Source organism: Pseudomonas sp. KBS0710 (genome assembly GCF_005938045.2).
In the GTDB taxonomy this organism is placed as follows: domain Bacteria; phylum Pseudomonadota; class Gammaproteobacteria; order Pseudomonadales; family Pseudomonadaceae; genus Aquipseudomonas.
Map to the genome: position 1 here is coordinate 6,280,643 of NZ_VCCF02000001.1, position 20,644 is coordinate 6,301,286.

Sequence of the window (20,644 nt, forward strand, 5' to 3'; positions counted from 1 at the left end):
TCACCCCACTTCGAGGATTTCCCATGAGCATCGTTCGTAGCGACAAGCCCTTCGTCCTGGCCGGTCGTACCTACCAGTCCCGCCTGCTGGTCGGCACCGGCAAGTACCGCGACATGGAAGAAACCCGTCTGGCCATCGAAGCCTCGGGTGCCGAGATCGTGACGTTTGCCGTGCGCCGCACCAACCTCGGCCAGATCGAAGGCGAGCCGAACCTGCTCGAAGTGTTGTCGCCGGATCGCTACACCTTCCTGCCGAACACTGCCGGTTGCTACGACGCCATCGAAGCCGTGCGCACGTGCCGCCTGGCCCGTGAGCTGCTCGACGGCCACAACCTGGTGAAGCTGGAAGTACTGGCCGACCAGAAAACCCTGTTCCCCAACGTGATCGAAACCCTCAAGGCCGCCGAAACCCTGGTCAAGGAAGGTTTTGACGTGATGGTGTACACCAGTGATGACCCGATCATCGCGCGCCAATTGGCCGAAATCGGCTGCATTGCCGTGATGCCGTTGGCCGGTCTGATTGGTTCCGGTTTGGGCATCTGCAACCCGTACAACCTGCAAATCATCCTCGAAGAAGCCAAGATTCCGGTGCTGGTGGATGCGGGCGTGGGCACAGCCTCCGACGCCACTATCGCCATGGAGCTGGGGTGTGACGCGGTGCTGATGAACTCGGCCATCGCCCATGCCCAGCAGCCGGTCATGATGGCCCAAGCCATGCAACACGCAATCGTCGCGGGCCGCTTGGCGTACCTCGCCGGTCGCATGCCGAAAAAACTGTACGCCAGCGCCTCCTCGCCGCTGGATGGTCTGATCAAGTAAGAGCCATTGATGACTGAATCAAACGAAACGCCGAACACCGTGGAAGAAGGCGACGAGTCCAAGCACCGCCGCATCAAGAGTTTTGTGATGCGCGCCGGCCGCATGACCGAAGGCCAGCAAAAGGGCCTGGAGCAAGGTACGCCGCTGTTCGTGTTGCCATTGGCCGATGCGCCGGTGGACTACGACCAGGTGTTCGGCCGTTCGGCGCCGCGTTCCCTGGAAATCGGTTTCGGCATGGGCCACTCCCTGCTGGAAATGGCCGCCGCCGCGCCGGACCAGGACTTTATCGGTGTGGAAGTGCACCGCCCAGGTGTCGGTGCGCTGCTTAACGGCGTACTGACCCAAGGCCTGACCAACCTGCGCGTCTACGACTGCGACGCGATTGAAGTGCTCAACCGCTGCATCGCCGACAACAGCCTCGACCGTCTGATGCTGTTCTTCCCCGACCCTTGGCACAAATCGCGTCACCACAAACGCCGTATCGTCCAGGCTTCCTTCGCGGAGCTGGTGCGCAGCAAGCTCAAGGTGGGCGGCATCCTGCACATGGCCACCGACTGGGAACCGTATGCGGAATACATGCTGGAAGTGATGGACGTAGCGCCTGGCTACCGCAACCTGGCCGAAGACGGCAAATGCGTGCCACGCCCGGCTGAGCGCCCGATCACCAAGTTCGAACGCCGCGGCGAGCGACTGGGGCATGGGGTTTGGGATTTGAAGTTCGAGAAGCTGGACTAATAGTCCCAGGCTCGGAATACGGTCAAAAATGTGGGAGCGGGCTTGCTCGCGAAAGCGCAGTGTCAGTCGACATCTTAGGTGACTGAACCACCGCATTCGCGAGCAAGCCCGCTCCCACATTTGCTTTTGTGTTGAGCTTTAAGTCAGCGGCGGTCGGCTACTACGCCTATCAACACCAGCACCACCACCAACACCGGCGCCAGGCTGTAGTTATTGAACTGGCTCAGCCCCCGCACAATCCACGGCGTGGCATACAGCAGTGCCGCGCCGCTGCCGATCATGCACACCAATGCCATCAACGGTACGCGCAATGCGCCGGCGATGCTGCCCAAGCGGCCTTCGATCCAGCCTTTGATATCAGCGCCAAACAACACCAGTAGGCAGCCGACAAGGGCCAGGGAGATTTCCGACAGGTTGCTACGGCTCCAGCGGGACACGGTGGCGAGCAGGTCGAGTACCAAATCCATGTGATTTCCTTAGAGCGATCAGCTCAAAAACTTCTGCAACAGGTCATTGAGAAACAGTTGCCCGCGGTCGGTGGCCGCCAGGCGTGACGGTTCGACCTGCATTAAGCCACTTTGTTCTGCCTCCTGGCGGCCTTCGTCGAGGCTGGCCAGGTCGAGGCCGGTGCGTTCGGCGTAGAGCTTGGATTCGACGCCTGCGGTGAGGCGCAAAGCGTTCATCAGGAACTCGAATGGCAGCTCTTCATTGGTCAGCTCTTTCGCCCCGGCCTGGAAGCTCTTGGCCGGGTTAAGGTAGTCCTTGGGGGCCCGGGTTTTCCAGGTGCGCACGATACGCCCGTCCGGATGGCTGAGCTTGCCGTGGGCGCCAGCGCCAATGCCGATAAAGTCGCCGAAGCTCCAGTAGTTCAGGTTGTGTCGCGCCGGGCGGCCCGGCTGGGCATAGGCCGACACTTCATATTGTGCATAACCGTGTTCAGCCAGCAGCGCCTGGCCGGCTTCCTGAATGTCCCACAGCGTGTCGTCTTCCGGCAGCGCGGGCGGCTGGTTCCAGAACACGGTGTTGGGCTCCAGCGTCAGCTGATACCAGGACAAGTGCGTGGGCTTCAGTGCGATGGCCTGGCGCAAGTCGCTCAGGGCATCGTCCAGCGACTGATCGGGCAAGCCGTGCATCAGGTCCAGGTTGAAGTTATCGAACCCGGCCTGGCGCGCCATACCTGCGGCGCGCACGGCTTCATCGCCATTATGGATGCGGCCCAACGCCTCAAGCTTTTGCTGCTGGAAGCTCTGGATGCCGATGGACAGGCGATTGATCCCCAGCTTGCGGTACGCCACGAACTTCTCTTGCTCGAAGGTGCCGGGGTTGGCTTCCAGGGTAATTTCGATGTCGTCGGCAAACGGGATCCGGGCTTGCACGCCTTTGAGCAGGCGGCCCAGCGCGACGGCGCTGAACAGGCTGGGCGTGCCGCCACCGAAGAAGATCGAACTGAGTTCACGGCCGTAAACCGCGTGCAGGTCTTGATCAAGGTCGGCCAACAGCGCGTCCACATACTCTTCTTCCGGCAGCACTTTGCTCGCGGTGTGGGAGTTGAAGTCGCAATACGGGCATTTGCGTACGCACCACGGAATGTGGATGTACAGCGCCAGGGGCGGCAGCACCGGCAAGGCCGCCCGCGGTGTTTGCGCGCCGCCGTGGATCAGCGGCTGCGCAGAGGTGTTTTGGGTCATTTCAGGCTCAGGCGTTGGCGCAGCAAATCCATTGCGCGGGCGCGGTGGCTGATCTGGTTCTTGTCGGCCGGACTCAGTTCGGCGCTGGAGACATTGCGCTCCGGCACCCAGAACAACGGGTCATAGCCAAAGCCATGCTCGCCACTGGCGGCATGCAGGATGCGCCCGTGCCACAGGCCTTCGCACAGAATCGGCAACGGGTCATCGGCGTGGCGAACCAGCGCCAGCACACAGACGAACTGTGCACCACGTTCGGCGTCCGGCACATCCTTGAGGGCTTCGAGCAGCTTGGCGTTGTTAGCCGCATCGCCTTTGCCATCGGCATACCGCGCCGAGTAGATGCCCGGCGCGCCGCCGAGGAAATCCACGGCCAGGCCCGAGTCGTCCGCGAGTGCCGGCAGGCCGGAGATGCGTGCGGCATTGCGGGCCTTGAGGATGGCGTTTTCAACAAACGACAGGCCGGTCTCTTCCGGCTCTACCTGGCTGAACTCTCCGATCGAGCGCAGTTGCACGGAGTCGCCGAGCATGGCCTGGAGTTCTTTGAGTTTGCCGGCGTTATGGCTGGCCAGTACGAGTTGGGTGAGGTTCATCATTCGGCCGGGAAAAGTTCTTGGACAAAACTGAAACCGTGGGCCTTGCCGCCAGTTTCAACATTGATAGTGAAGGTCTTGAATTCTTGTTGCGGCACTGAGTAAGGGGCCAGGTAATTGGTCACGCCTTTTTCGGTGATTTGCTTAAACGTCAGCACTTCACTCTTACCGCTCAAGTCCTTGATGGTGCCGGTGACTTGCGCCACAACAGGCGTCACGCCTTTGAACACCGACACATTGATCAAGCCTTTGTTCTTGCTGCGTACCACGCCCACCGCTTGAGCGGTTTCGGGTTGCAGGAAGCTGGAGGTAAAGGTGTTGTAACGCACGGTGATATCACCAAATTCTTTGGTGCGATTAGGGTCGATAACATCGGCGGCCATGGCGTTGGCGCCCAGCAGTGCAGTCAATAAAAAAATAGCCAAACGACTCATAAGCGTCCCTCTTGAAATAATTAGACGGCAATCTTGTGGTCGGTCAGGCCAGGGCTGCTGACCCGGTAGATACCAATTTCGCCCAACAGGTTGGGCCATAGTTTACTCGCCCAGCCGTGGCGGTGCTGTTGATCGACGGCAAGGCGGTTGATCACCTTGGCTTCCCGCTCGCCGCACAAGGCTTCAAAGTCTTCGAAGGTGCAGAAGTGGATGTTCGGCGTGTTGTACCAGGTGTAGGGCAGGAAGTCCGAGACCGGCATGCGGCCCTTGGTCGCCAGGTACCAGCGGCAGCGCCAGTGGCCGAAGTTGGGGAAGGTAATGATGCACTGGCGGCCCACACGCAGCATCTCGTCGAGGATGCGGTCCGGGTAATGCACCGCCTGCAGGGCCTGGGTCATCACCACGATATCGAAACTGTTGCTGGCAAAGTTGCCCAGGCCCTTGTCCAGGTCCTGCTCGATCACGTTGATGCCCTTGGCCACGCACTGGGCGATGTTGTCCGGGTCGTTTTCCAGGCCATAACCGGTAACTTGCTTGTTGTCGCGCAGCCAGCTCAGCAGTTCGCCATCGCCGCAGCCAAGGTCGAGCACGCGGCTGCCGGCGGGGATCCAGTCTTGGATGATTTCCAGGTCGGCTCTCATGGCGTTCTCACAAAGTTATGCGGTTCATGTAGTTGCTGAAAGCCTGCAAGTAACGCGGGATCGGAATCAGGAAGGCGTCATGGCCTTGCGGAGCATCGATCTCCAGGTAGCAGACGTCTTTGCGCGCGGCCATCAAGGCGTCCACTAGCTCACGGGAGCGCGCCGGCGAGAAACGCCAGTCGGTGGTGAACGACATCACGCAGAACTTGGCCGTGGCGTGCTCGAAGGTTTTCGCCAGGTCGTCGTCGTGGTTGGCGGCCGGGTCGAAGTAGTCCAGCGCCTTGGTCATCAGCAGGTAGGTGTTGGCGTCAAAGCGCCCGGAAAACTCCTCGCCCTGATAACGCAGGTAGCTTTCGACCTGGAACTCGACACTGTGGAAGTCGTAGTTGAGCTTTTCGCTCTTGAGCCCACGGCCGAATTTCTCGCCCATGGAGTCATCGGACAGGTAGGTGATATGCCCGACCATCCGCGCCAGCATCAAGCCGCGCTTGGGGATCACACCGGCTTCCTGGAACGAACCACCGTGGAACTCGGGGTCGGTGAGGATCGCCTGGCGTGCCACTTCGTTGAAAGCGATGTTCTGCGCCGACAGCTTTGGTGCCGAGGCGATGGCCAGGCAATGGCGCACGCGATCCGGGTAGGAGATGGTCCATTGCAGCGCCTGCATGCCGCCCAGGCTGCCGCCGATCACGGCGGCCCATTGGCTGATGCCCAGCAAGTCGGCGAGGCGCGCCTGGCTGTGCACCCAGTCTTCCACGGTGAGCACCGGGAAGTCGGCGCCGAATGGCTTGCCGGTTTCCGGGTTGAGGCTGCTTGGGCCGGTGGAACCGTTGCAGCCGCCGAGGTTGTTCAGGCTGACCACAAAGAATTTGTTGGTGTCGATGGGCTTGCCGGGGCCGATGCAGCTGTCCCACCAGCCGGGCTTGCGCTCGTCGGCACTGTGAAAGCCAGCGGCGTGATGATGGCCGGACAAGGCGTGGCAGATCAGCACGGCGTTGCTCGCGGTGGCGTTCAACTGGCCGTAGGTTTCATAGATCAGGTCGTAGGCTGGCAGTGAACGGCCGCAGGCCAGGGCCAGCGGTGCGCTGAAGTGCGCCACTTGGGGCACCACCAGTCCAACAGAATCGGGGGGGAAGGCAGCTGGCATCGACCCTGCTCTCGTTTAAATGAGGCGTAAGTCTAAAGAGCGGTGACCCCAGCGGCAAGCAAAGGCCTGCACCAGTACGCAGATACAGATATCAGCACTGGCTTGTGTGGGAGCTGGCTTGCCTGCGATTGCATCACCAAGGTGAGAGTGACACACCAAGGTGCCTGCATCGCAGGCAAGCCAGCTCTCACCTATCAGATCAGGCCAAACAGCTCTTTAGGCATGAACGCATAGTACGCCAGGCGCGGAATCACCCAGCTTTGCAGCAGCTGGATGGCGATAAACGCGAAGATCGGCGAAATATCCAGGCCGCCCAGGTTCGGGATCAGGCGACGGAACGGCGCCAGCACCGGCTCGGTGATCTGGGCCACCAACTCAGCGCCAGGGCTGCGGCTGCCAGGTGCGACCCACGACAGAATCACGCTGATGATCATCGACCAGAAAATGATCTTCAAAAACAGCGAGAAGATCCCGATCAAACCCCATGGCAACAGCAGCACGGTAAATGCCTGGTAGCCGTTGAGCATCAGGATCACCACAAACAACAGGATTTGCAGCAACAGCGCCAGCACCAGCGAGGACATGTCCAGGCCGAACATGCTCGGCACTACCCGGCGCAGCGGCTTGAGCAGCGGTTGGGTGGCCTTGACCACGAACTGGCACAGCGGGTTGTAGAAGTTCGCCCGCACCAGTTGCAGGATAAAACGCATCAGCACGATCAGCAGGTACAGGCTGCCCAGGGTCTGGATGATGAAAATGGCAGCGTCATTGATTCCGAGCATGTTTGATTACCTTGGTAGGGGATGACTATTTGCCCAGTTGCTCAGCCATCTCGGCTGAACGGTGTGCTGCGGCACCCAGTGCTTTTTCCACCAGGGCTTCAAAGCCCCCGGCCTGGAACGATTCGATCGCAGCTTGCGTGGTGCCACCTGGCGAGGTCACGCGACGGCGCAACTCGGCGGCGTCCACAGTGCTTTCTACCGCCATGTTCGCGGCGCCCAAAGCGGTTTGCTCGGCCAGTTGCTCAGCGACGTCATGGGGCAGGCCGAGTTTGACGCCGGCGGCGGTCATGGCTTCGATCAACAGGAAGAAGTAAGCCGGGCCGCTGCCGGACACAGCGGTGACCGCGTCCAACTGCTGCTCCTGTTCCAGCCACACGGCCAGGCCCACGGCAGACAGCAGTTCCTGAGCCTGGTCGCGCTGCTCGGCAGTCACCTCGGCGGTGGCGTACAAGCCGCTCACACCCTTGCGCAGTAGTGCCGGAGTATTGGGCATGCAACGCACGATCGGCTGGGCGCCGAGCCAGGTGTTCATGCTCGCGCAGGTGATACCGGCGGCGATCGACACCACCAGTTGGTGCGGTTGCAGGCTCGGGCGCAGGCTTTCGCACACGGCCTTCATGGCTTGTGGCTTGACCGCCAGCACAATCACGTCGACGCCGTGGATGGCCTCGGCGTTATCGGCAAAGGTTTCGATACCGTGCTCGGCGCTGACGCGGGCGCGGGTTTCGGCGCCGGGGTCGCTGGCGCGGATTTGCGTGGTTTCCAGGCCCTTGGCCCGCAGGCCGCCGATCAGGCTGGCCGCCATGTTACCGGCGCCGATAAAGGCAATACGCGTGTTGCTCATGACAGGTCCTTACTTAGAGGGGTGTCAGCCATTTCACGCCTGGCTGTAGTCGCGGGCGCCAAACAGGGCGGTACCAATCCGCACCCAAGTGGCCCCTTGGGCGATGGCCGACTCAAGGTCGTGGCTCATGCCCATGGAAAGTGTGTCCAGCGGCAGGTTCAGGCTGGCTTGCAGGTCTTTTACCGCAGCAAAGGCTGCATCTTGTGCCGCGCGATCTTCAGTCGGCTCGGGGATCGCCATCAAGCCACGCAGCTTCAAACGCGGCAGGGCGCTGATGGCAGTGGCCAAGGCCGGCAGGTCGGCGGGTGTACAGCCGGACTTGCTGGCTTCGCCACTCACATTCACCTGAATGCAGATATTCAGCGGTGGCAGGTCAGCCGGGCGTTGTTCAGACAGGCGTTGCGCGATTTTCAGGCGGTCCACGGAATGCACCCAGGCGAAGTGCTCGGCGATCGCACGAGTCTTGTTCGATTGAATGGGGCCGATGAAGTGCCAACTCAAGGGCAGGTCGGTTAATTCGGCCTGTTTGCCCAGGGCTTCCTGCAGGTAGTTCTCGCCAAAGTCGCGCATGCCGGCGGCATAGGCTTCGCGCACGGCCTGGGCCGGCTTGGTCTTGCTCACGGCCAGCAGGTGGATGCTGCTTTCGTCACGTTGCACGGCGTGGGCCGCGGCGCGGATGCGCTGGCTAACCTGGCCAATGTTGTCTGCTATCGTCGACATTCAAGATGCACCCGTGGATATGGAGTCCGCGGCATTCTACTGGAAATGGAAAGCCCTATGGATATCACTGAACTGCTGACGGCCAGCGTGCGCCGTGGCGCCTCCGACCTGCATTTGTCAGCCGGTCTGGCGCCAATGCTGCGGGTCGATGGCGAAATCTGGCCCTTGGATGGCCCGGTGCTTTCGCCTACGCAAGTTGCGGACTTGTTGAGTCCTTTGCTCAACCAGCACCAACAAAAGGATTTCGAAACATCTCTTGAAACGGATTTTGCCTTCGCACTGCCGGGCCTGGCGCGGTTCCGCGCGAATGTGTTCCGCCAGGATCGCGGCATGGGCGCGGTGTTTCGCACCATCCCCACCGAAGTGCAAAGCCTGGAGAGCCTCGGGTTAGGCGAGGTATTCCGCCGTATCGCGCAGCTGCCGCGTGGCCTGGTGCTGGTGACCGGCGCGACCGGCTCCGGCAAGTCGACAACCCTGGCGGCGATGATCGACCACCTCAACCAGCACCGACGCCAGCACATCCTCACCCTGGAAGACCCGATCGAATTTATCCACAGGCCGAAAATGGCCCTGATCAACCAGCGTCAGGTACACCGCGATACCCACAGCTTCTCGGCGGCGCTGCGGTCGGCCCTGCGTGAAGACCCGGATGTGATTCTGGTGGGCGAACTGCGTGACCTGGAAACCATCCGCCTGGCACTGACGGCCGCAGAGACCGGGCACTTGGTATTGGGCACGCTGCACACCACCTCAGCGGCAAAGAGCATGGATCGGCTGGTGGACGTGTTCCCGGCGGGGGAAAAAGCCATGGTGCGCGCCATGCTGTCGGAGTCGTTGCAGGCGGTGGTGTCCCAGGTGCTGGTCAAGAAACTCGGCGGCGGCCGGGTGGCGGCGCACGAAATCATGCTGGGCACGCCAGCCATTCGTAACCTGATCCGCGAGGACAAGGTGGCGCAGATGGTCTCGGCGATTCAGACCGGTGGGGCGTTGGGGATGAAAACGCTGGATATGAGCTTGAAGGCGTTGGTCAGCGAAGGGCTGATCAGCCGGGAGGATGCGCGGGGGCTGGCGCGGGTGCCGACAGATATCTGAAGGCTGATGAAATCAGTGTGGGAGCTGGCTTGCCTGCGATTACGGTGTGCCAGTCGACAGAGATGTCGCCTGGCAGTCCGCTATCGCAGCGGTGCGACGATTCGACAAGCCAGCTCCCACATTTTGTAGTGCATTCAGCGTTGAACAACCCGCAGGTTATTCTGCTCTTTAGGCAGAACACGCTTGGCAATCACGTAGTTCTTGTCCCAGAACGGCTTTTTCAGTGTGTCGATGCTCACCGACTTGCCACGGCGCGGTGCGTGGATAAAGCGGTCGTTGCCCAGGTAGATGGCAACGTGGTTGACCTGGCGGCTCTTCAGCTTGAAGAACAACAGGTCGCCCGGTTTCAAATCCTTGCGGTCAACCTTCAAGCCGTGGCCGGCAGCCATGGCGTTGGAGGTGCGCGGCAAATCCACTGCTTTTACATCATTAAACGCATATTTCACCAAACCGCTGCAGTCGAACCCTTTACTTGGGCTGCTGCCGCCCCAACGATAAGGTGTACCGAGCACGTTAACGGCACGGCTGAGGACATTGCTGCTTTGTTTGGTATTGACGGCCAGTTGGGTGTGGATTGCTTTACCGTGGGCCTTGCTCACTTGAGTCGGGCGGTTGACGGTCAGCTTTACCGACTTGGCAGTGCTGGGTGTGCTGTGAACTTTAGGGGTGAAACCGTTAACGTTAGGAAGACGTTGCTCACGATTGGTGGCGTGGGCGGCCAGTGGCATTAATAGGCAGATGGTTAGCCATGTCTTGAAAAATGGTCGCATTAGGCGTGGCTCTTTTAGGTTTGCGCGCAACTTTATAACAGCTTTTTGTGTCGTTCTCAGGCCGTTTGTCGACTGAACCCTGGGGTCAAATACAGGAAAAACGCGACGAATTGCCGCTATTGTCCTACAGAAGTCAGGTGGCATAAGGCTTTGCGGGAGGGAAGATACCATTTGCCGTGCGTCGGGCGCCCGTAAAAAAGTCACAAAGAAAATGAAAAAATTTATCTATCGAGGCAAAAGAGGTACTCCATGAACACCTATCGACAGGATGTTACGCAGCAAGACACCCACAGCAAGGTGATCGGTTACCTGCTCTGGATTCTCGGTTTTACCGGGGCACATCGTTTCTATTACGGCAAACCCGTGACCGGCACGATCTGGTTTTTCACCTTCGGCCTGTTCGGCATCGGCTGGCTGATCGACTTGTTCCTGATCCCGGCCATGGACCGTGAAGCGGACCTGCGTTTCACCGCCGGCCCTATCGAATACAACGTGGCCTGGATACTGTTGGCGTTCCTGGGTGTGTTCGGCTTGCACCGCATGTATCAGGGCAAATGGATCACCGGCCTGATCTACCTGCTGACCGGCGGTTTGTTCCTGATCGGGGTGCTGTATGACTTCTGGACGTTGAATACGCAGATTTCGATCCGCAATGCTGAGCGCAATAGCGGCCGCTAAGTCTCTCAAGCCTATTAGAGAGCCCAATGTGGGAGCGGGCTTGCTCGCGAATACGGTGGATCAGTCAGCATATTTGCCAGCTGATACACCGTATTCGCGAGCAAGCCCGCTCCCACATTTACTGTGGCCACTCCAGACTGGAGTCAGGCCTGGTAAGTAATCCGCCCATCCACCAAGGTGTAACGCACCGTCGCCGGCAGGCTATGGCCGATGAACGGGCAGTTTTCACCTTTGGACAGCCAGTGTTCCCCGGCAACCGTGGAGCTGGCCGGGTCAAACAACACCAGGTCCGCCGCCGAACCTACCGCCAATTTACCCGCCGGCAAGCGTAGAGCCTCGGCCGGGCCGGCGCTCAGGCGCGCCAGCAGGGTCGGCAAGTCCAGCAAGCCGTCCTCCACCAACGTCATCGCCAAGGGCAGCAACAGCTCTACGCTGCTGATGCCCGGCTCGGTAGCGCCAAACGGTGCCAGCTTGGCATCCCGTTCGTGGGGCTGGTGATGGCTGGAAATCGCCGAAACCACACCTGACTTCACCGCCGCACGCAAACCCTCGCGGTCGGCCAGGGTGCGCAGCGGTGGCTGCACGTGATAAAGGCTGGAGAAGTCGATCAACGCCTCATCGGTCAAAATCAGCTGATACAACGCCACATCCGCCGTCACCGGCAGGCCGCGCGCCTGGGCCTGGGCGATCAAGGCCACACCGCGTGCGCTGGTCAGTTGGCTGAAGTGCGCACGCACGCCGCTTTGTTCCACCAGCAGCAGGTCGCGGGCCAGGGCCACGGTCTCAGCGGTTTCCGGAATGCCCGGCAAGCCGAGGAAGCTGGCCACGGCGCCTTCATGGGCCAGGCCGCCTTCGGCCAGGTCGCGGTCCTGGGAGTGGAAGATCACGGTCAGATCGAACGTAGCCGCATATTCCAGGGCACGGCACAGCGTGCGGGTGCTGCGAAAACTCTCCAATCCATTGCCAAATGCCACACAACCGGCGTCACGCAGGGCGATCAGCTCGGCAAGTTGTTCGCCTTCCAGGCCTTTGCTCAGCGCGCCGATGGGGAATACTTTGCAATTACCGGCTTCACGGGCGCGGTCGAGGATCAGCTCGGTCACCGCCGAAGTATCCAGGATCGGCTTGGTGTGCGGCGGACAGCACAGGCTGGTGACGCCACCGGCTGCGGCGGCGCGGGTTTCACTGGCGATGCTGCCTTTGCGGCTGTAACCCGGCTCGCGCAAAGCGACGTTCAGGTCCACCAGGCCAGGCGCGGCTACCAAACCTTTGGCGTCGATGCTCTGGCTGGCGCTGAAACCTGCGGGCGCGGCGCCAATGGCGATGAGCTTGCCGGCTTCCAGGTGAAGGTCGGTGACTTGATCCAGGCCGCTGGCCGGATCGATAACGCGAGCGCCAAGAATGCTGAGCTTCACTGGGCGTTCTCCTGCTCGAATTGACGTTGCGCGGTTTGCCCGCTCATGGCCATGGACAGCACGGCCATGCGGATGGCGATGCCATAAGTCACCTGGTTGAGGATCACCGACTGCGGGCCATCGGCCACCGCCGATTCAATCTCCACGCCACGGTTGATCGGGCCTGGGTGCATCACGATGGCGTCCGGCTTGGCGCCGGCCAAACGTGCGGTAGTCAGGCCGAACAGGCGGTAGAACTCGCCTTCGCTCGGCAGCAGGCCACCGGACATGCGCTCGCGTTGCAGGCGCAGCATGATCACCACGTCTACATCCTTGAGGCCTTCGGTCATGTCGGTGTAGACCTTCACGCCGTATTGTTCGATGCCGATCGGCAGCAGGGTTTTCGGTGCGATCACGCGAATGTCCGGGCAACCCAGGGTTTTCAGGGCCAGCATGTTCGAGCGCGCCACCCGCGAGTGCAGGATGTCGCCGACGATGGCCACCGACAGGTTTTCAAAGCTGCCCTTGTGCCGACGGATAGTGAGCATGTCCAGCATGCCCTGGGTCGGGTGGGCGTGGCGGCCGTCACCGCCGTTGATGATTGCCACCTGCGGGCACACGTGCTCGGCGATGAAGTGCGCGGCGCCGGAGTCGCCGTGGCGTACCACGAACATGTCGGCGGCCATGGCTTCCAGGTTGCGCAGGGTGTCGAGCAGGGTTTCGCCCTTGCTCGCCGACGAGGTGGACACGTTCAGTGTGATCACGTCGGCCGACAGCCGCTGGGCCGCCAGTTCAAAGGTGGTGCGGGTGCGCGTGGAGTTCTCGAAGAACACATTGCAGATGGTTTTGCCGCGCAGCAGCGGGACTTTCTTCACCGCCCTGCCACCGACTTCGAGGAATGAGTCGGCGGTGTCGAGTATTTCAGTGAGCAGTTCGCGGGGCAAACCGTCGAGGGACAAGAAATGTTGCAACTGGCCCTGAGCATTGAGCTGCAGCGGGCGCTTGGCATCTAGAGGCGTCATCGCGGGGACTCTGTACAAGGCGGTTTAAAGGGCAAGGTCTTGCAGTTCGAGTTCGAGCGGCGTGGGACCGGACAATTTTACCCGTTGATGGGCTTGCAGCGACAGCGTTGCGCCAACCACGTCCGGGCTGATCGGCAATTCGCCGGCGTCCAGGTCCAGCAGGCATACGAGGGTCACGCTGGCCGGGCGGCCGTAGTCGAACAGCTCGTTGAGGGCCGCGCGTATGGTGCGGCCGCTCATCAGCACGTCGTCGATCAGCACCAGATGCTGGCCTTCGACCTCGAACGGCAGCGCCGAGGGCTGCACTTGCGGGTGCAGGCCATTCTGGCTGAAGTCGTCGCGGTAAAAGGACACGTCCAGGGTGCCCAGCGGCGAATCGCTGCCCAGTTCTTCCAGTAGCGCCTGGGCCACCCACACACCGCCGGTGCGGATGCCGATAAAACGCGGCTCGCTGATGGCGCGGTGTTCCAGGTGGGCCTTAAGGCGAATCGCCATCTGGCTGATCAGTTCGGCGGGATTGGGCAGGCTCATGGTGGCTCCTTCAAGGCCTTGCGCGGCGGGGGCGCAGCAAGGTCCGGACTCAAACGTAAAAAGACGCGGCAAGCCGCGTCAGTCAGGATTCAAATAAAGCGGTGTTTTCATCCAGCCAGCCCTGCAACAACAAGGCGGCGGCGATGGCGTCTACCGGGTTGTCGCGGTAGCTGCCTTTTTGCCCTCCACGGTCGCGGCGCTCACCCTTGGCTTCAAAGGTGGTCAGGCGTTCATCGTGGGTATAGAAGGGCAGGTTGTAGCGGCCATTGAGGCGGCGGGCGAATTTTTCCGCGCGCAGGCACATGTCGCTGGGGGTACCGTCCATGTTCAAGGGCAGGCCGACCACCACCGCATCGGGCTTCCACTCTTTAATCAGGGCTTCAACCTGGTTCCAGTCCGGTACGCCGTTCTGGGCTTTCAAGGTACACAGCTCGCGGGCCTGGCCGGTAATCACCTGGCCGACCGCTACGCCGATCTGTTTGGTGCCGTAGTCAAATCCGAGGATCAAGCGCAAAGCCATCAGGCGTGCCCCGCCTGGCTGGTCAGCAGGCTGAGGTTGACCCGCAGCTTGGCGGCAGCCGCTTCCAGGCGCAGCTCGCTGGCGGTGTTGAACAGGATGTCGGCGTCAAACGGGCAGGTCAGCCAGGCATTGCTGGCCAGTTCCGCTTCCAGTTGCCCGGCTTCCCAACCGGCGTAGCCGAGGGTGATCACGCTTTGCTCAGGGCCAACGCCGTCGGCGATGGCGAACAACACGTCCTGGGAGGTGGACAGCGACACGCCTTCAAGGTCCACGGTGGCCTGAAACTTCGGCCCGGTGGGGTGCAGCACAAAACCACGATCGGTCTGCACCGGCCCGCCAATGTAGATCGGCACGCCCTGGCAGCGCGCTGGCGGGTCGATCTCGGGGCGCAGTTGTTCAAGGATATCGGCCAGGTTCAGCTCTTGCGGGCGGTTGACCACCAACCCCATGGCACCATTGGCCGTGTGCTCGACGATGTAGGTCAAGGTCTGCGCAAAGTTCGGGTCGGCCATATGGGGCATGGCGATCAGGAATTGGTGCTTGAGGTAGGTCGGGCTGACATTTTTCATGCCCACTAGTGTGGCGTTGGAGGGGCGAACTGACAAGCTGGGGATGTGTTCCAGACAGCAATTGTCATCAATTGCTGGACAGCCGATCGCCCCTGGCAAACTTCCAGGTGCGGATGATTTCCAGGCGGTCGATGTCGTTCAAGTCACCGGTAAACGGCGCGAAAGGCGCAGCCAGGCGCACGATGCGCTGGGCAGCCTGGTCCAGCAGCGGCTGGCCGGACGACTCCAGCACCTGCACTTCATATAGCGAACCATCGCGGTTAATCGACACCAGAAGACGCAAATTGCCATAGATCTGCTGACGTCGGGCTTCATCCGGGTAGTTGAGGTTGCCGATGCGCTCGACCTTCTTGCGCCACTCGTCCTTATACCAGGCGCCTTTGTCACGCATGGTTGACGCGGCATTCAGCCGGTAGATGCGTGGGCGCTTGGCGTATAGCTGCTGTTCATTGGCCAGTTCGGCTTCGAGGCTGGAAATCTGGTCGGAAAGTTGTGAGCTGTCGAACGTCGGCGCCGGTTTGACGGGCTCAGGCGTTGGCTCGGTCTTGGCTTTCTCGCGCTGGGTCGCAGCTTTTTGCGGTTTGGGCGCGACGGTGGTCACGGCAGCCTTGGGCGCGGCCTGCTTGACCTCGGGCTTGGGGGCGGGTGGCGGTGTGACTTTATTGACCTTGTTGTCCTGGAAAGGCGCCACTTCGGTGGTCTTGGGCACGGCCTTCTTGTCGAGGGTGCCGCTGCCTTGCTGGTTGTCCTGGGCAAGAAAGTCAGCCTTTTCGGGCTTCTTTTCGCTCTTGAACGTGGCGAGGGTGATTTCCAGGGTTTTGGTGATCTGCTTGGGTTCGACGTAGGTGAAGCCCAGGCCGAGCAGTAGGGCGAGGTGGATCAAGGCGGCCAGGAACAGGGTAAATCCGAGCCGATCAGCCGGGCGCACGCCGCTGTGGGAGAGTTCGGGGGGCAGATCGGACGGGAGTGTCATGACAAAAAAACCAACATCGCGCGTTTCACAGGTGGCGCATGATAACGCAATGTTGGTTGATGTCCGGCTGTTCTATGTCACTTGACTTGTAGCTTGCGCTCAATGGCCGCCATCAGCATTTCGCCGATGTTCGTGCCAAATGCGTTGTCGATCTCGCGAATACAGGTCGGGCTGGTGACGTTGATTTCGGTGAGGTTCTCACCAATTACGTCTAGTCCTACAAATAGCAGGCCCTTTTCCCGCAGGGTTGGGCTGACTTGGGCCGCAATCCAGCGATCTTTGTCTGTCAGTGGGCGTGCTTCACCACGACCACCGGCCGCCAGGTTGCCACGGGTCTCGCCTGCCGCCGGAATACGCGCCAGGCAGTAATCCACCGGCTCGCCGTCGATCATCAGGATGCGTTTGTCGCCATCCTTGATCGCCGGAATATAAGCCTGGCCCATGATCTGCTGGGTGCCCAGCGCGGTCAGGGTTTCCAGGATCACCGACAGGTTCGGGTCGCCGGCGCGGTGACGGAAGATCGACGTGCCGCCCATGCCGTCCAGCGGTTTGAGGATCACATCACCGTGTTTGGCGGCGAATTCACGCAGCACGTCGGCGCGGCGGCTGACCACGGTCGGCGGCGTGCACTGCGGGAACAGCGTGGCGAACAGCTTTTCATTGCAGTCGCGCAGGCTCTGCGGCTTGTTGACGATCAGCACGCCGGCGCGCTCGGCCTGCTCCAGCAGGTAGGTGGAGTAGACGAACTCCATGTCGAACGGCGGGTCTTTGCGCATCAGGATCACGTCCAGATCGCTCAGCGGGCTGTCGATCTCGTCCGACAGCTCAAACCACTTCTCCGGGTTGGCAAACACCTGCAGCGGGCGCATGCGCGCGCGGGCTTCGCCGTCGCCCTGGTAAAGATCGCGCTGCTCCATATAGAACAACGTCCAGCCGCGGGCCTGGGCGGCCAGAAGCATGGCCAGCGAGCTGTCCTTTTTATAGGAAATGCTGGCGATAGGGTCCATGACAATGCCGACGCGAACGCTCATGGGGGATTTCCTCTAGCAAATTAGGGCGCATAAAAGTGGCGTCAGAGTGGCGCTGCGGCTGTTGTGGGTCAAGGAAAAACCACCTGGCCGGTTGCTCGATAGATTGCGCCCGGAGACTGTGCTAAAAAGACTGCCATGGCGCAGCAGCCCTTGAATTCCAAGGCTTGCGGCGCTCATCCTGTGCAACATCAGGCAGTACACACCGAAAACCGATTCGCTGTGGCGATGGTAGAGCAGATATGGAACAGCATTCCAACGCCTTGAGAGTGATGGTGATCGACGATTCAAAAACGATCCGCCGCACCGCCGAGACGCTGTTGAAGAACGTGGGCTGCGATGTGATCACGGCCATCGACGGTTTCGATGCCCTGGCCCGGATTGTTGATCATCACCCGCACATTATCTTTGTCGACATCATGATGCCGCGCCTGGATGGCTACCAGACCTGCGCCCTGGTGAAGAACAACCCGGCGTTCAAGTCGATCCCGGTGATCATGCTGTCCTCCAAAGACGGCCTGTTCGACAAGGCCAAGGGGCGCATCGTCGGTGTCGATCAGTTTTTGACCAAGCCTTTCAGCAAGGAAGAACTGCTGGGTGCAATCAAGGCTTACGTGCCGGGGTTCGCCGCAGTAGAACAAGCACACTGACGCCGCCTCACAAGGGCCGGCGCCGACCAATGTAGTGGGGAAAACCATGGCACGCGTTCTGATCGTCGACGATTCGCCGACTGAAATGTACAAACTCACCGGCATGCTGGAAAAGCACGGCCACGTGGTGCTTAAGGCCGCCAACGGCGGTGATGGTGTAGCGCTCGCCCGCCAGGAAAAGCCTGACGCGGTATTGATGGATATCGTGATGCCGGGCCTCAATGGGTTCCAGGCTACGCGCCAACTGACCAAAGACAAAGAAACCGAGCATATCCCGGTGATCATCATCACCACCAAAGATCAGGAAACCGACAAGGTCTGGGGTACTCGCCAGGGTGCCAAGGACTACCTGACCAAACCGGTGGACGAAGACACCCTGATCGCCACCTTGAACAAGGTATTGGCCGGCTAAAGGCTCGCGATCATGACCGAGTCGCAAACCGCCTTCGAGCTGCTGCTGGACATCGACCGCCGCTGCCGCCTGCTGGCCGCCGACCTGCCGTCCCAGGAAGCCCGCCTGCAACGCTGGAGCGGGATCGGCTTTCGCCTGGGGCCACACTGGTACGTGGCGCCGATGGGCGAAGTTGCCGAAGTGTTGCATGAGCCGCGCTGCACCTTGATGCCCGGCGTAAAGCCATGGGTCAAGGGCGTGGCCAACCTGCGCGGGCGTTTGCTGCCGGTGATGGACCTGGGCGGTTTTCTCGGCCTGGAACTGTCCAAGGCCCGCAAGCAACGGCGGGTGCTGGTGGTCGAATACAACGACCTGTTTGTCGGGTTGCTGGTAGACGAGGTGGTGGGCATGCAGCATTTCGCACAGGACGCTTTGTTGGTGAGCACTGCCCCAGCCGCGCCGTTTATCCAGGGTGAGTTCGACAGCGATCAGGTGTGGCAAGTCTTCAGCCCCTTCGCTCTGGCCCAGGCCCCGGGCTTTATGGATGTTGCCGCATGACCACCGTCACCACACCCAAACCCCAGGCCGCGTCGCGCAGCCGCTCACAGATCATCGTGCTGTTTATCGCGCTGATCGTGTTCATCATGCTGTTGTTCGCCAACTTCGCGTACCTCAACACCCAGTCCACCTACGACAAACAGTACATCGGCCACGCCGGTGAGCTGCGCGTGCTGTCGCAGCGCATCGCCAAAAACGCCACCGAGGCCGCTGCCGGCAAGGCCGCCGCGTTCAAATTGCTGGGCGATGCGCGCAACGACTTTGCGCAGCGTTGGGGCTACCTGAAAAAAGGTGATATCGAGACCGGCCTGCCGGCCGCGCCCAGTGCGGTACGTGCGGAAATGCGCGCGGTGCAGACCGACTGGGAAGCGTTGCTGAAAAACACCGACGCGATTCTCGCCAGCGAGCAAACCGTGCTGTCCCTGCATCAAGTGGCCGCGACCCTCGCCGAAACCGTGCCGCAATTGCAGATGGAGTCGGAAAAGGTCGTCGATATCCTCCTGCAACGCGGTGCCCCGGCCAGCCAGGTAGCGTTGGCCCAGCGCCAGTCGCTGTTGGCCGAGCGCATTTTAGGCGCGGTCAACACCGTGCTGGCTGGTGACGAAACTGCCGTGCAAGCCGCCGATGCCTTTGGCCGCGATGCCAGCCGTTTCGGTGTGGTGCTCAACGGTATGCTCAATGGCAACCCAGGCCTGCGCATTACCCAGGTCGAGGACCATGACGCGTGCGCACGGCTGGCGGAAATTTCGGAGCTGTTCGAGTTTGTCTCCGGCTCCGTGGATGAAATCCTCGAAACCTCGCCACAGCTGTTCCAGGTGCGGGCCTCGGCAAGCAATATCTTCAACCTCTCGCAAACCCTGCTCGATGAAGCCTCGCACCTGGCCACCGGGTTTGAAAACCTTGCCAGCGGGCGTAGTTTCGACACTATTGGCGGGTATGTGCTGGGTTTGCTGGCGTTGGCCTCGATTATTTTGATCGGCCTGGTGATGGTGCGCGAAACCAACCGCCAACTGCATGAAACCGCCGAGAAAAACGAGCGCAATCAGAACGCGATCATGCGCCTGCTGGATGAAATCGAAGACCTGGCCGACGGCGACCTCACCGTGACCGCCTCGGTCACCGAGGACTTCACCGGCACCATCGCTGATTCCATCAACTACTCCGTGGACCAGCTGCGCGATCTGGTCGCCACCATCAACCTCACTGCCGGGCAAGTGGCCGGTGCGGTGCAGGACACCCAGGCCACCGCCATGCACCTGGCCCAGGCCTCGGAGCACCAAGCCCAGCAGATCGCTGAAGCCTCCACGGCGATCAATCAGATGGCGCAATCCATCGATCAAGTGTCGGCCAACGCCGCCGAATCCTCGGCTGTGGCAGAGCGCTCGGTGGAAATCGCCAACAAGGGCAACGAGGTGGTGCACAACACCATCCATGGCATGGACAACATCCGCGAACAGATCCAGGACACCGCCAAGCGCATCAAGCGCCTGGGCGAGTCGTCCCAGGAGATTGGCGACATCGTCAGCCTGATCGACGACATTGCCGACCAGACCAACATCCTCGCCCTCAACGCCGCCATCCAGGCGAGCATGGCTGGTGACGCCGGGCGCGGTTTTGCGGTGGTTGCCGATGAGGTGCAAAGGCTGGCCGAGCGCTCATCCGCCGCCACCCGGCAAATCGAAACCCTGGTGCGCGCGATCCAGGCCGACACCAACGAAGCGGTTATCTCCATGGAACAAACCACCACCGAAGTGGTGCGTGGCGCGCGGCTGGCCCAGGACGCGGGCGTGGCGCTGGAAGAGATCGAAGGTGTGTCGAAAACCCTGGCGGCGTTGATTCAGAGCATCTCGAATGCGGCGCAGCAACAGACCTCGTCGGCGGGGCAGATTTCGCTGACGATGAACGTGATTCAGCAGATCACCACGCAGACGTCGTCGGGCTCCACGGCCACGGCGGAAAGCATCGGCAACCTGGCAAAAATGGCCAGCCAGTTGCGCCGGTCGGTGTCGGGTTTCACCCTGCCAGCAGCCAAACAGGTAGACGATTGAAATGCTATCCAAATGTGGGAG

The 20,644-nt window shown here is 61.0% G+C and carries 25 protein-coding genes; 8 read left to right on the forward strand and 17 right to left on the reverse strand.

Annotated features, from left to right (window positions below; genetic code table 11):
- Positions 1–23 precede the first annotated feature (23 nt).
- Both FFI16_RS28655 and trmB read left to right on the forward strand, forming a co-directional pair.
- On the forward strand, positions 24–818 hold the full coding sequence (locus FFI16_RS28655; RefSeq protein ID WP_105521099.1) for a thiazole synthase: 795 nt from the start codon (positions 24–26) through the stop codon (positions 816–818).
- Between the two features lie 9 nt (positions 819–827).
- Positions 828–1,553, forward strand: a complete 726-nt coding sequence (trmB, locus tag FFI16_RS28660; protein ID WP_138813458.1) for a tRNA (guanosine(46)-N7)-methyltransferase TrmB — start codon at positions 828–830, stop codon at positions 1,551–1,553.
- A 143-nt stretch (positions 1,554–1,696) separates the two neighbouring features.
- Here the strand turns inward: trmB and FFI16_RS28665 are convergent, their stop codons facing one another.
- The 9 genes from FFI16_RS28665 to FFI16_RS28705 all read right to left on the reverse strand — a co-directional run bounded on the left by FFI16_RS28665 (position 1,697) and on the right by FFI16_RS28705 (position 8,399).
- Positions 1,697–2,020, reverse strand: a complete 324-nt coding sequence (locus tag FFI16_RS28665; protein ID WP_017139459.1) for a DUF3392 domain-containing protein — start codon at positions 2,018–2,020, stop codon at positions 1,697–1,699.
- A gap of 18 nt (positions 2,021–2,038) precedes the next feature.
- The gene (hemW, locus tag FFI16_RS28670) at positions 2,039–3,241 is read right to left on the reverse strand and encodes a radical SAM family heme chaperone HemW (protein ID WP_138813459.1); all 1,203 of its coding nucleotides are present in this window, start codon (positions 3,239–3,241) and stop codon (positions 2,039–2,041) included.
- Positions 3,238–3,834, reverse strand: coding sequence for an RdgB/HAM1 family non-canonical purine NTP pyrophosphatase (gene rdgB / locus FFI16_RS28675; protein ID WP_105521096.1), 597 nt, complete (start codon positions 3,832–3,834; stop codon positions 3,238–3,240). Before rdgB ends, hemW begins: the two co-directional genes overlap by 4 nt.
- On the reverse strand, positions 3,831–4,265 hold the full coding sequence (locus FFI16_RS28680; protein WP_138813460.1) for a DUF4426 domain-containing protein: 435 nt from the start codon (positions 4,263–4,265) through the stop codon (positions 3,831–3,833). The genes rdgB and FFI16_RS28680 overlap by 4 nt, the downstream gene beginning before the upstream one ends.
- Positions 4,266–4,285: 20 nt before the next feature.
- Entirely contained in the window at positions 4,286–4,906 is a 621-nt protein-coding gene (gene metW, locus FFI16_RS28685) for a methionine biosynthesis protein MetW (RefSeq protein ID WP_016972957.1), read from the reverse strand.
- Between the two features lie 7 nt (positions 4,907–4,913).
- Positions 4,914–6,053 carry a homoserine O-acetyltransferase gene (locus FFI16_RS28690; RefSeq protein WP_138813461.1) on the reverse strand — a complete coding sequence of 380 codons (1,140 nt, stop codon included), beginning with the start codon at positions 6,051–6,053 and terminating at the stop codon, positions 4,914–4,916.
- 194 nt (positions 6,054–6,247) lie between these two features.
- A complete protein-coding gene (locus tag FFI16_RS28695; RefSeq protein WP_017139454.1) occupies positions 6,248–6,835 on the reverse strand; it encodes a YggT family protein in 588 nt (195 codons plus the stop codon).
- A 25-nt stretch (positions 6,836–6,860) separates the two neighbouring features.
- Positions 6,861–7,679 carry a pyrroline-5-carboxylate reductase gene (gene proC / locus FFI16_RS28700; protein ID WP_138813462.1) on the reverse strand — a complete coding sequence of 273 codons (819 nt, stop codon included), beginning with the start codon at positions 7,677–7,679 and terminating at the stop codon, positions 6,861–6,863.
- Positions 7,680–7,712: 33 nt separating this feature from the next.
- Positions 7,713–8,399 carry a YggS family pyridoxal phosphate-dependent enzyme gene (locus FFI16_RS28705; protein WP_138813463.1) on the reverse strand — a complete coding sequence of 229 codons (687 nt, stop codon included), beginning with the start codon at positions 8,397–8,399 and terminating at the stop codon, positions 7,713–7,715.
- A gap of 57 nt (positions 8,400–8,456) precedes the next feature.
- Here FFI16_RS28705 and FFI16_RS28710 point away from each other — a divergent pair, with 57 nt between their 5' ends.
- Positions 8,457–9,491: a type IV pilus twitching motility protein PilT gene (locus tag FFI16_RS28710; protein WP_138813464.1), complete on the forward strand. Its 1,035-nt coding sequence runs from the start codon at positions 8,457–8,459 to the stop codon at positions 9,489–9,491.
- Positions 9,492–9,625: 134 nt separating this feature from the next.
- On the opposite strand, the gene FFI16_RS28715 is transcribed toward FFI16_RS28710, so the two are convergent.
- Positions 9,626–10,261, reverse strand: a complete 636-nt coding sequence (locus tag FFI16_RS28715; RefSeq protein WP_017139450.1) for a C40 family peptidase — start codon at positions 10,259–10,261, stop codon at positions 9,626–9,628.
- 249 nt (positions 10,262–10,510) lie between these two features.
- On the opposite strand from FFI16_RS28715, the gene FFI16_RS28720 reads away from it, so the two are divergent.
- Positions 10,511–10,939 carry a TM2 domain-containing protein gene (locus FFI16_RS28720; protein WP_138813465.1) on the forward strand — a complete coding sequence of 143 codons (429 nt, stop codon included), beginning with the start codon at positions 10,511–10,513 and terminating at the stop codon, positions 10,937–10,939.
- 143 nt (positions 10,940–11,082) lie between these two features.
- Here FFI16_RS28720 and FFI16_RS28725 read toward each other — a convergent pair whose 3' ends face one another.
- The 7 genes from FFI16_RS28725 to gshB form a co-directional block, all read right to left on the reverse strand.
- Complete coding sequence (locus FFI16_RS28725) at positions 11,083–12,354, reverse strand: dihydroorotase (RefSeq protein WP_138813466.1); 1,272 nt, start codon at positions 12,352–12,354, stop codon at positions 11,083–11,085.
- Positions 12,351–13,355: an aspartate carbamoyltransferase catalytic subunit gene (locus tag FFI16_RS28730; protein WP_056857699.1), complete on the reverse strand. Its 1,005-nt coding sequence runs from the start codon at positions 13,353–13,355 to the stop codon at positions 12,351–12,353. The genes FFI16_RS28725 and FFI16_RS28730 overlap by 4 nt, the downstream gene beginning before the upstream one ends.
- 24 nt (positions 13,356–13,379) lie before the next feature.
- A complete protein-coding gene (gene pyrR / locus FFI16_RS28735) occupies positions 13,380–13,886 on the reverse strand; it encodes a bifunctional pyr operon transcriptional regulator/uracil phosphoribosyltransferase PyrR (protein ID WP_017139446.1) in 507 nt (168 codons plus the stop codon).
- Positions 13,887–13,968: 82 nt separating this feature from the next.
- Positions 13,969–14,406 carry a Holliday junction resolvase RuvX gene (gene ruvX, locus FFI16_RS28740; protein WP_003195067.1) on the reverse strand — a complete coding sequence of 146 codons (438 nt, stop codon included), beginning with the start codon at positions 14,404–14,406 and terminating at the stop codon, positions 13,969–13,971.
- Positions 14,406–14,975: a YqgE/AlgH family protein gene (locus tag FFI16_RS28745; RefSeq protein WP_017139445.1), complete on the reverse strand. Its 570-nt coding sequence runs from the start codon at positions 14,973–14,975 to the stop codon at positions 14,406–14,408. Before FFI16_RS28745 ends, ruvX begins: the two co-directional genes overlap by 1 nt.
- Positions 14,976–15,042: 67 nt before the next feature.
- On the reverse strand, positions 15,043–15,948 hold the full coding sequence (locus FFI16_RS28750) for an energy transducer TonB (RefSeq protein WP_138813467.1): 906 nt from the start codon (positions 15,946–15,948) through the stop codon (positions 15,043–15,045).
- 77 nt (positions 15,949–16,025) lie between these two features.
- Positions 16,026–16,979 carry a glutathione synthase gene (gene gshB / locus FFI16_RS28755; RefSeq protein ID WP_138813468.1) on the reverse strand — a complete coding sequence of 318 codons (954 nt, stop codon included), beginning with the start codon at positions 16,977–16,979 and terminating at the stop codon, positions 16,026–16,028.
- Positions 16,980–17,218: 239 nt separating this feature from the next.
- On the opposite strand from gshB, the gene pilG reads away from it, so the two are divergent.
- The 4 genes from pilG to FFI16_RS28775 are packed head-to-tail and all read left to right on the forward strand — an operon-like array spanning position 17,219 to position 20,623.
- Complete coding sequence (pilG, locus tag FFI16_RS28760; protein WP_010564379.1) at positions 17,219–17,626, forward strand: twitching motility response regulator PilG; 408 nt, start codon at positions 17,219–17,221, stop codon at positions 17,624–17,626.
- Between the two features lie 46 nt (positions 17,627–17,672).
- The gene (gene pilH / locus FFI16_RS28765) at positions 17,673–18,038 is read left to right on the forward strand and encodes a twitching motility response regulator PilH (protein ID WP_138813469.1); all 366 of its coding nucleotides are present in this window, start codon (positions 17,673–17,675) and stop codon (positions 18,036–18,038) included.
- 12 nt (positions 18,039–18,050) lie between these two features.
- A complete protein-coding gene (locus FFI16_RS28770) occupies positions 18,051–18,575 on the forward strand; it encodes a chemotaxis protein CheW (protein ID WP_138813470.1) in 525 nt (174 codons plus the stop codon).
- On the forward strand, positions 18,572–20,623 hold the full coding sequence (locus tag FFI16_RS28775; RefSeq protein ID WP_138813471.1) for a methyl-accepting chemotaxis protein: 2,052 nt from the start codon (positions 18,572–18,574) through the stop codon (positions 20,621–20,623). Before FFI16_RS28770 ends, FFI16_RS28775 begins: the two co-directional genes overlap by 4 nt.
- Positions 20,624–20,644: the final 21 nt, after the last annotated feature.

What these genes read in the sequence shown, in the direction of transcription:
- FFI16_RS28730 (WP_056857699.1), bottom strand. Translation starts at nt 13,355, where the DNA reads ATGACGCCTCTAGATGCCAAGCGCCCGCTGCAGCTCAATGCTCAGGGC.
- FFI16_RS28775 (WP_138813471.1), top strand. Translation starts at nt 18,572, where the DNA reads ATGACCACCGTCACCACACCCAAACCCCAGGCCGCGTCGCGCAGCCGC.
- FFI16_RS28655 (WP_105521099.1), top strand. Translation starts at nt 24, where the DNA reads ATGAGCATCGTTCGTAGCGACAAGCCCTTCGTCCTGGCCGGTCGTACC.
- FFI16_RS28690 (WP_138813461.1), bottom strand. Translation starts at nt 6,053, where the DNA reads ATGCCAGCTGCCTTCCCCCCCGATTCTGTTGGACTGGTGGTGCCCCAA.
- trmB (WP_138813458.1), top strand. Translation starts at nt 828, where the DNA reads ATGACTGAATCAAACGAAACGCCGAACACCGTGGAAGAAGGCGACGAG.
- hemW (WP_138813459.1), bottom strand. Translation starts at nt 3,241, where the DNA reads ATGACCCAAAACACCTCTGCGCAGCCGCTGATCCACGGCGGCGCGCAA.
- rdgB (WP_105521096.1), bottom strand. Translation starts at nt 3,834, where the DNA reads ATGATGAACCTCACCCAACTCGTACTGGCCAGCCATAACGCCGGCAAA.
- FFI16_RS28665 (WP_017139459.1), bottom strand. Translation starts at nt 2,020, where the DNA reads ATGGATTTGGTACTCGACCTGCTCGCCACCGTGTCCCGCTGGAGCCGT.
- FFI16_RS28720 (WP_138813465.1), top strand. Translation starts at nt 10,511, where the DNA reads ATGAACACCTATCGACAGGATGTTACGCAGCAAGACACCCACAGCAAG.
- proC (WP_138813462.1), bottom strand. Translation starts at nt 7,679, where the DNA reads ATGAGCAACACGCGTATTGCCTTTATCGGCGCCGGTAACATGGCGGCC.
- metW (WP_016972957.1), bottom strand. Translation starts at nt 4,906, where the DNA reads ATGAGAGCCGACCTGGAAATCATCCAAGACTGGATCCCCGCCGGCAGC.
- FFI16_RS28745 (WP_017139445.1), bottom strand. Translation starts at nt 14,975, where the DNA reads ATGAAAAATGTCAGCCCGACCTACCTCAAGCACCAATTCCTGATCGCC.
- FFI16_RS28705 (WP_138813463.1), bottom strand. Translation starts at nt 8,399, where the DNA reads ATGTCGACGATAGCAGACAACATTGGCCAGGTTAGCCAGCGCATCCGC.
- pilG (WP_010564379.1), top strand. Translation starts at nt 17,219, where the DNA reads ATGGAACAGCATTCCAACGCCTTGAGAGTGATGGTGATCGACGATTCA.
- pyrR (WP_017139446.1), bottom strand. Translation starts at nt 13,886, where the DNA reads ATGAGCCTGCCCAATCCCGCCGAACTGATCAGCCAGATGGCGATTCGC.
- FFI16_RS28715 (WP_017139450.1), bottom strand. Translation starts at nt 10,261, where the DNA reads ATGCGACCATTTTTCAAGACATGGCTAACCATCTGCCTATTAATGCCA.
- gshB (WP_138813468.1), bottom strand. Translation starts at nt 16,979, where the DNA reads ATGAGCGTTCGCGTCGGCATTGTCATGGACCCTATCGCCAGCATTTCC.
- FFI16_RS28680 (WP_138813460.1), bottom strand. Translation starts at nt 4,265, where the DNA reads ATGAGTCGTTTGGCTATTTTTTTATTGACTGCACTGCTGGGCGCCAAC.
- ruvX (WP_003195067.1), bottom strand. Translation starts at nt 14,406, where the DNA reads ATGGCTTTGCGCTTGATCCTCGGATTTGACTACGGCACCAAACAGATC.
- FFI16_RS28770 (WP_138813470.1), top strand. Translation starts at nt 18,051, where the DNA reads ATGACCGAGTCGCAAACCGCCTTCGAGCTGCTGCTGGACATCGACCGC.
- FFI16_RS28710 (WP_138813464.1), top strand. Translation starts at nt 8,457, where the DNA reads ATGGATATCACTGAACTGCTGACGGCCAGCGTGCGCCGTGGCGCCTCC.
- FFI16_RS28695 (WP_017139454.1), bottom strand. Translation starts at nt 6,835, where the DNA reads ATGCTCGGAATCAATGACGCTGCCATTTTCATCATCCAGACCCTGGGC.
- pilH (WP_138813469.1), top strand. Translation starts at nt 17,673, where the DNA reads ATGGCACGCGTTCTGATCGTCGACGATTCGCCGACTGAAATGTACAAA.
- FFI16_RS28750 (WP_138813467.1), bottom strand. Translation starts at nt 15,948, where the DNA reads ATGACACTCCCGTCCGATCTGCCCCCCGAACTCTCCCACAGCGGCGTG.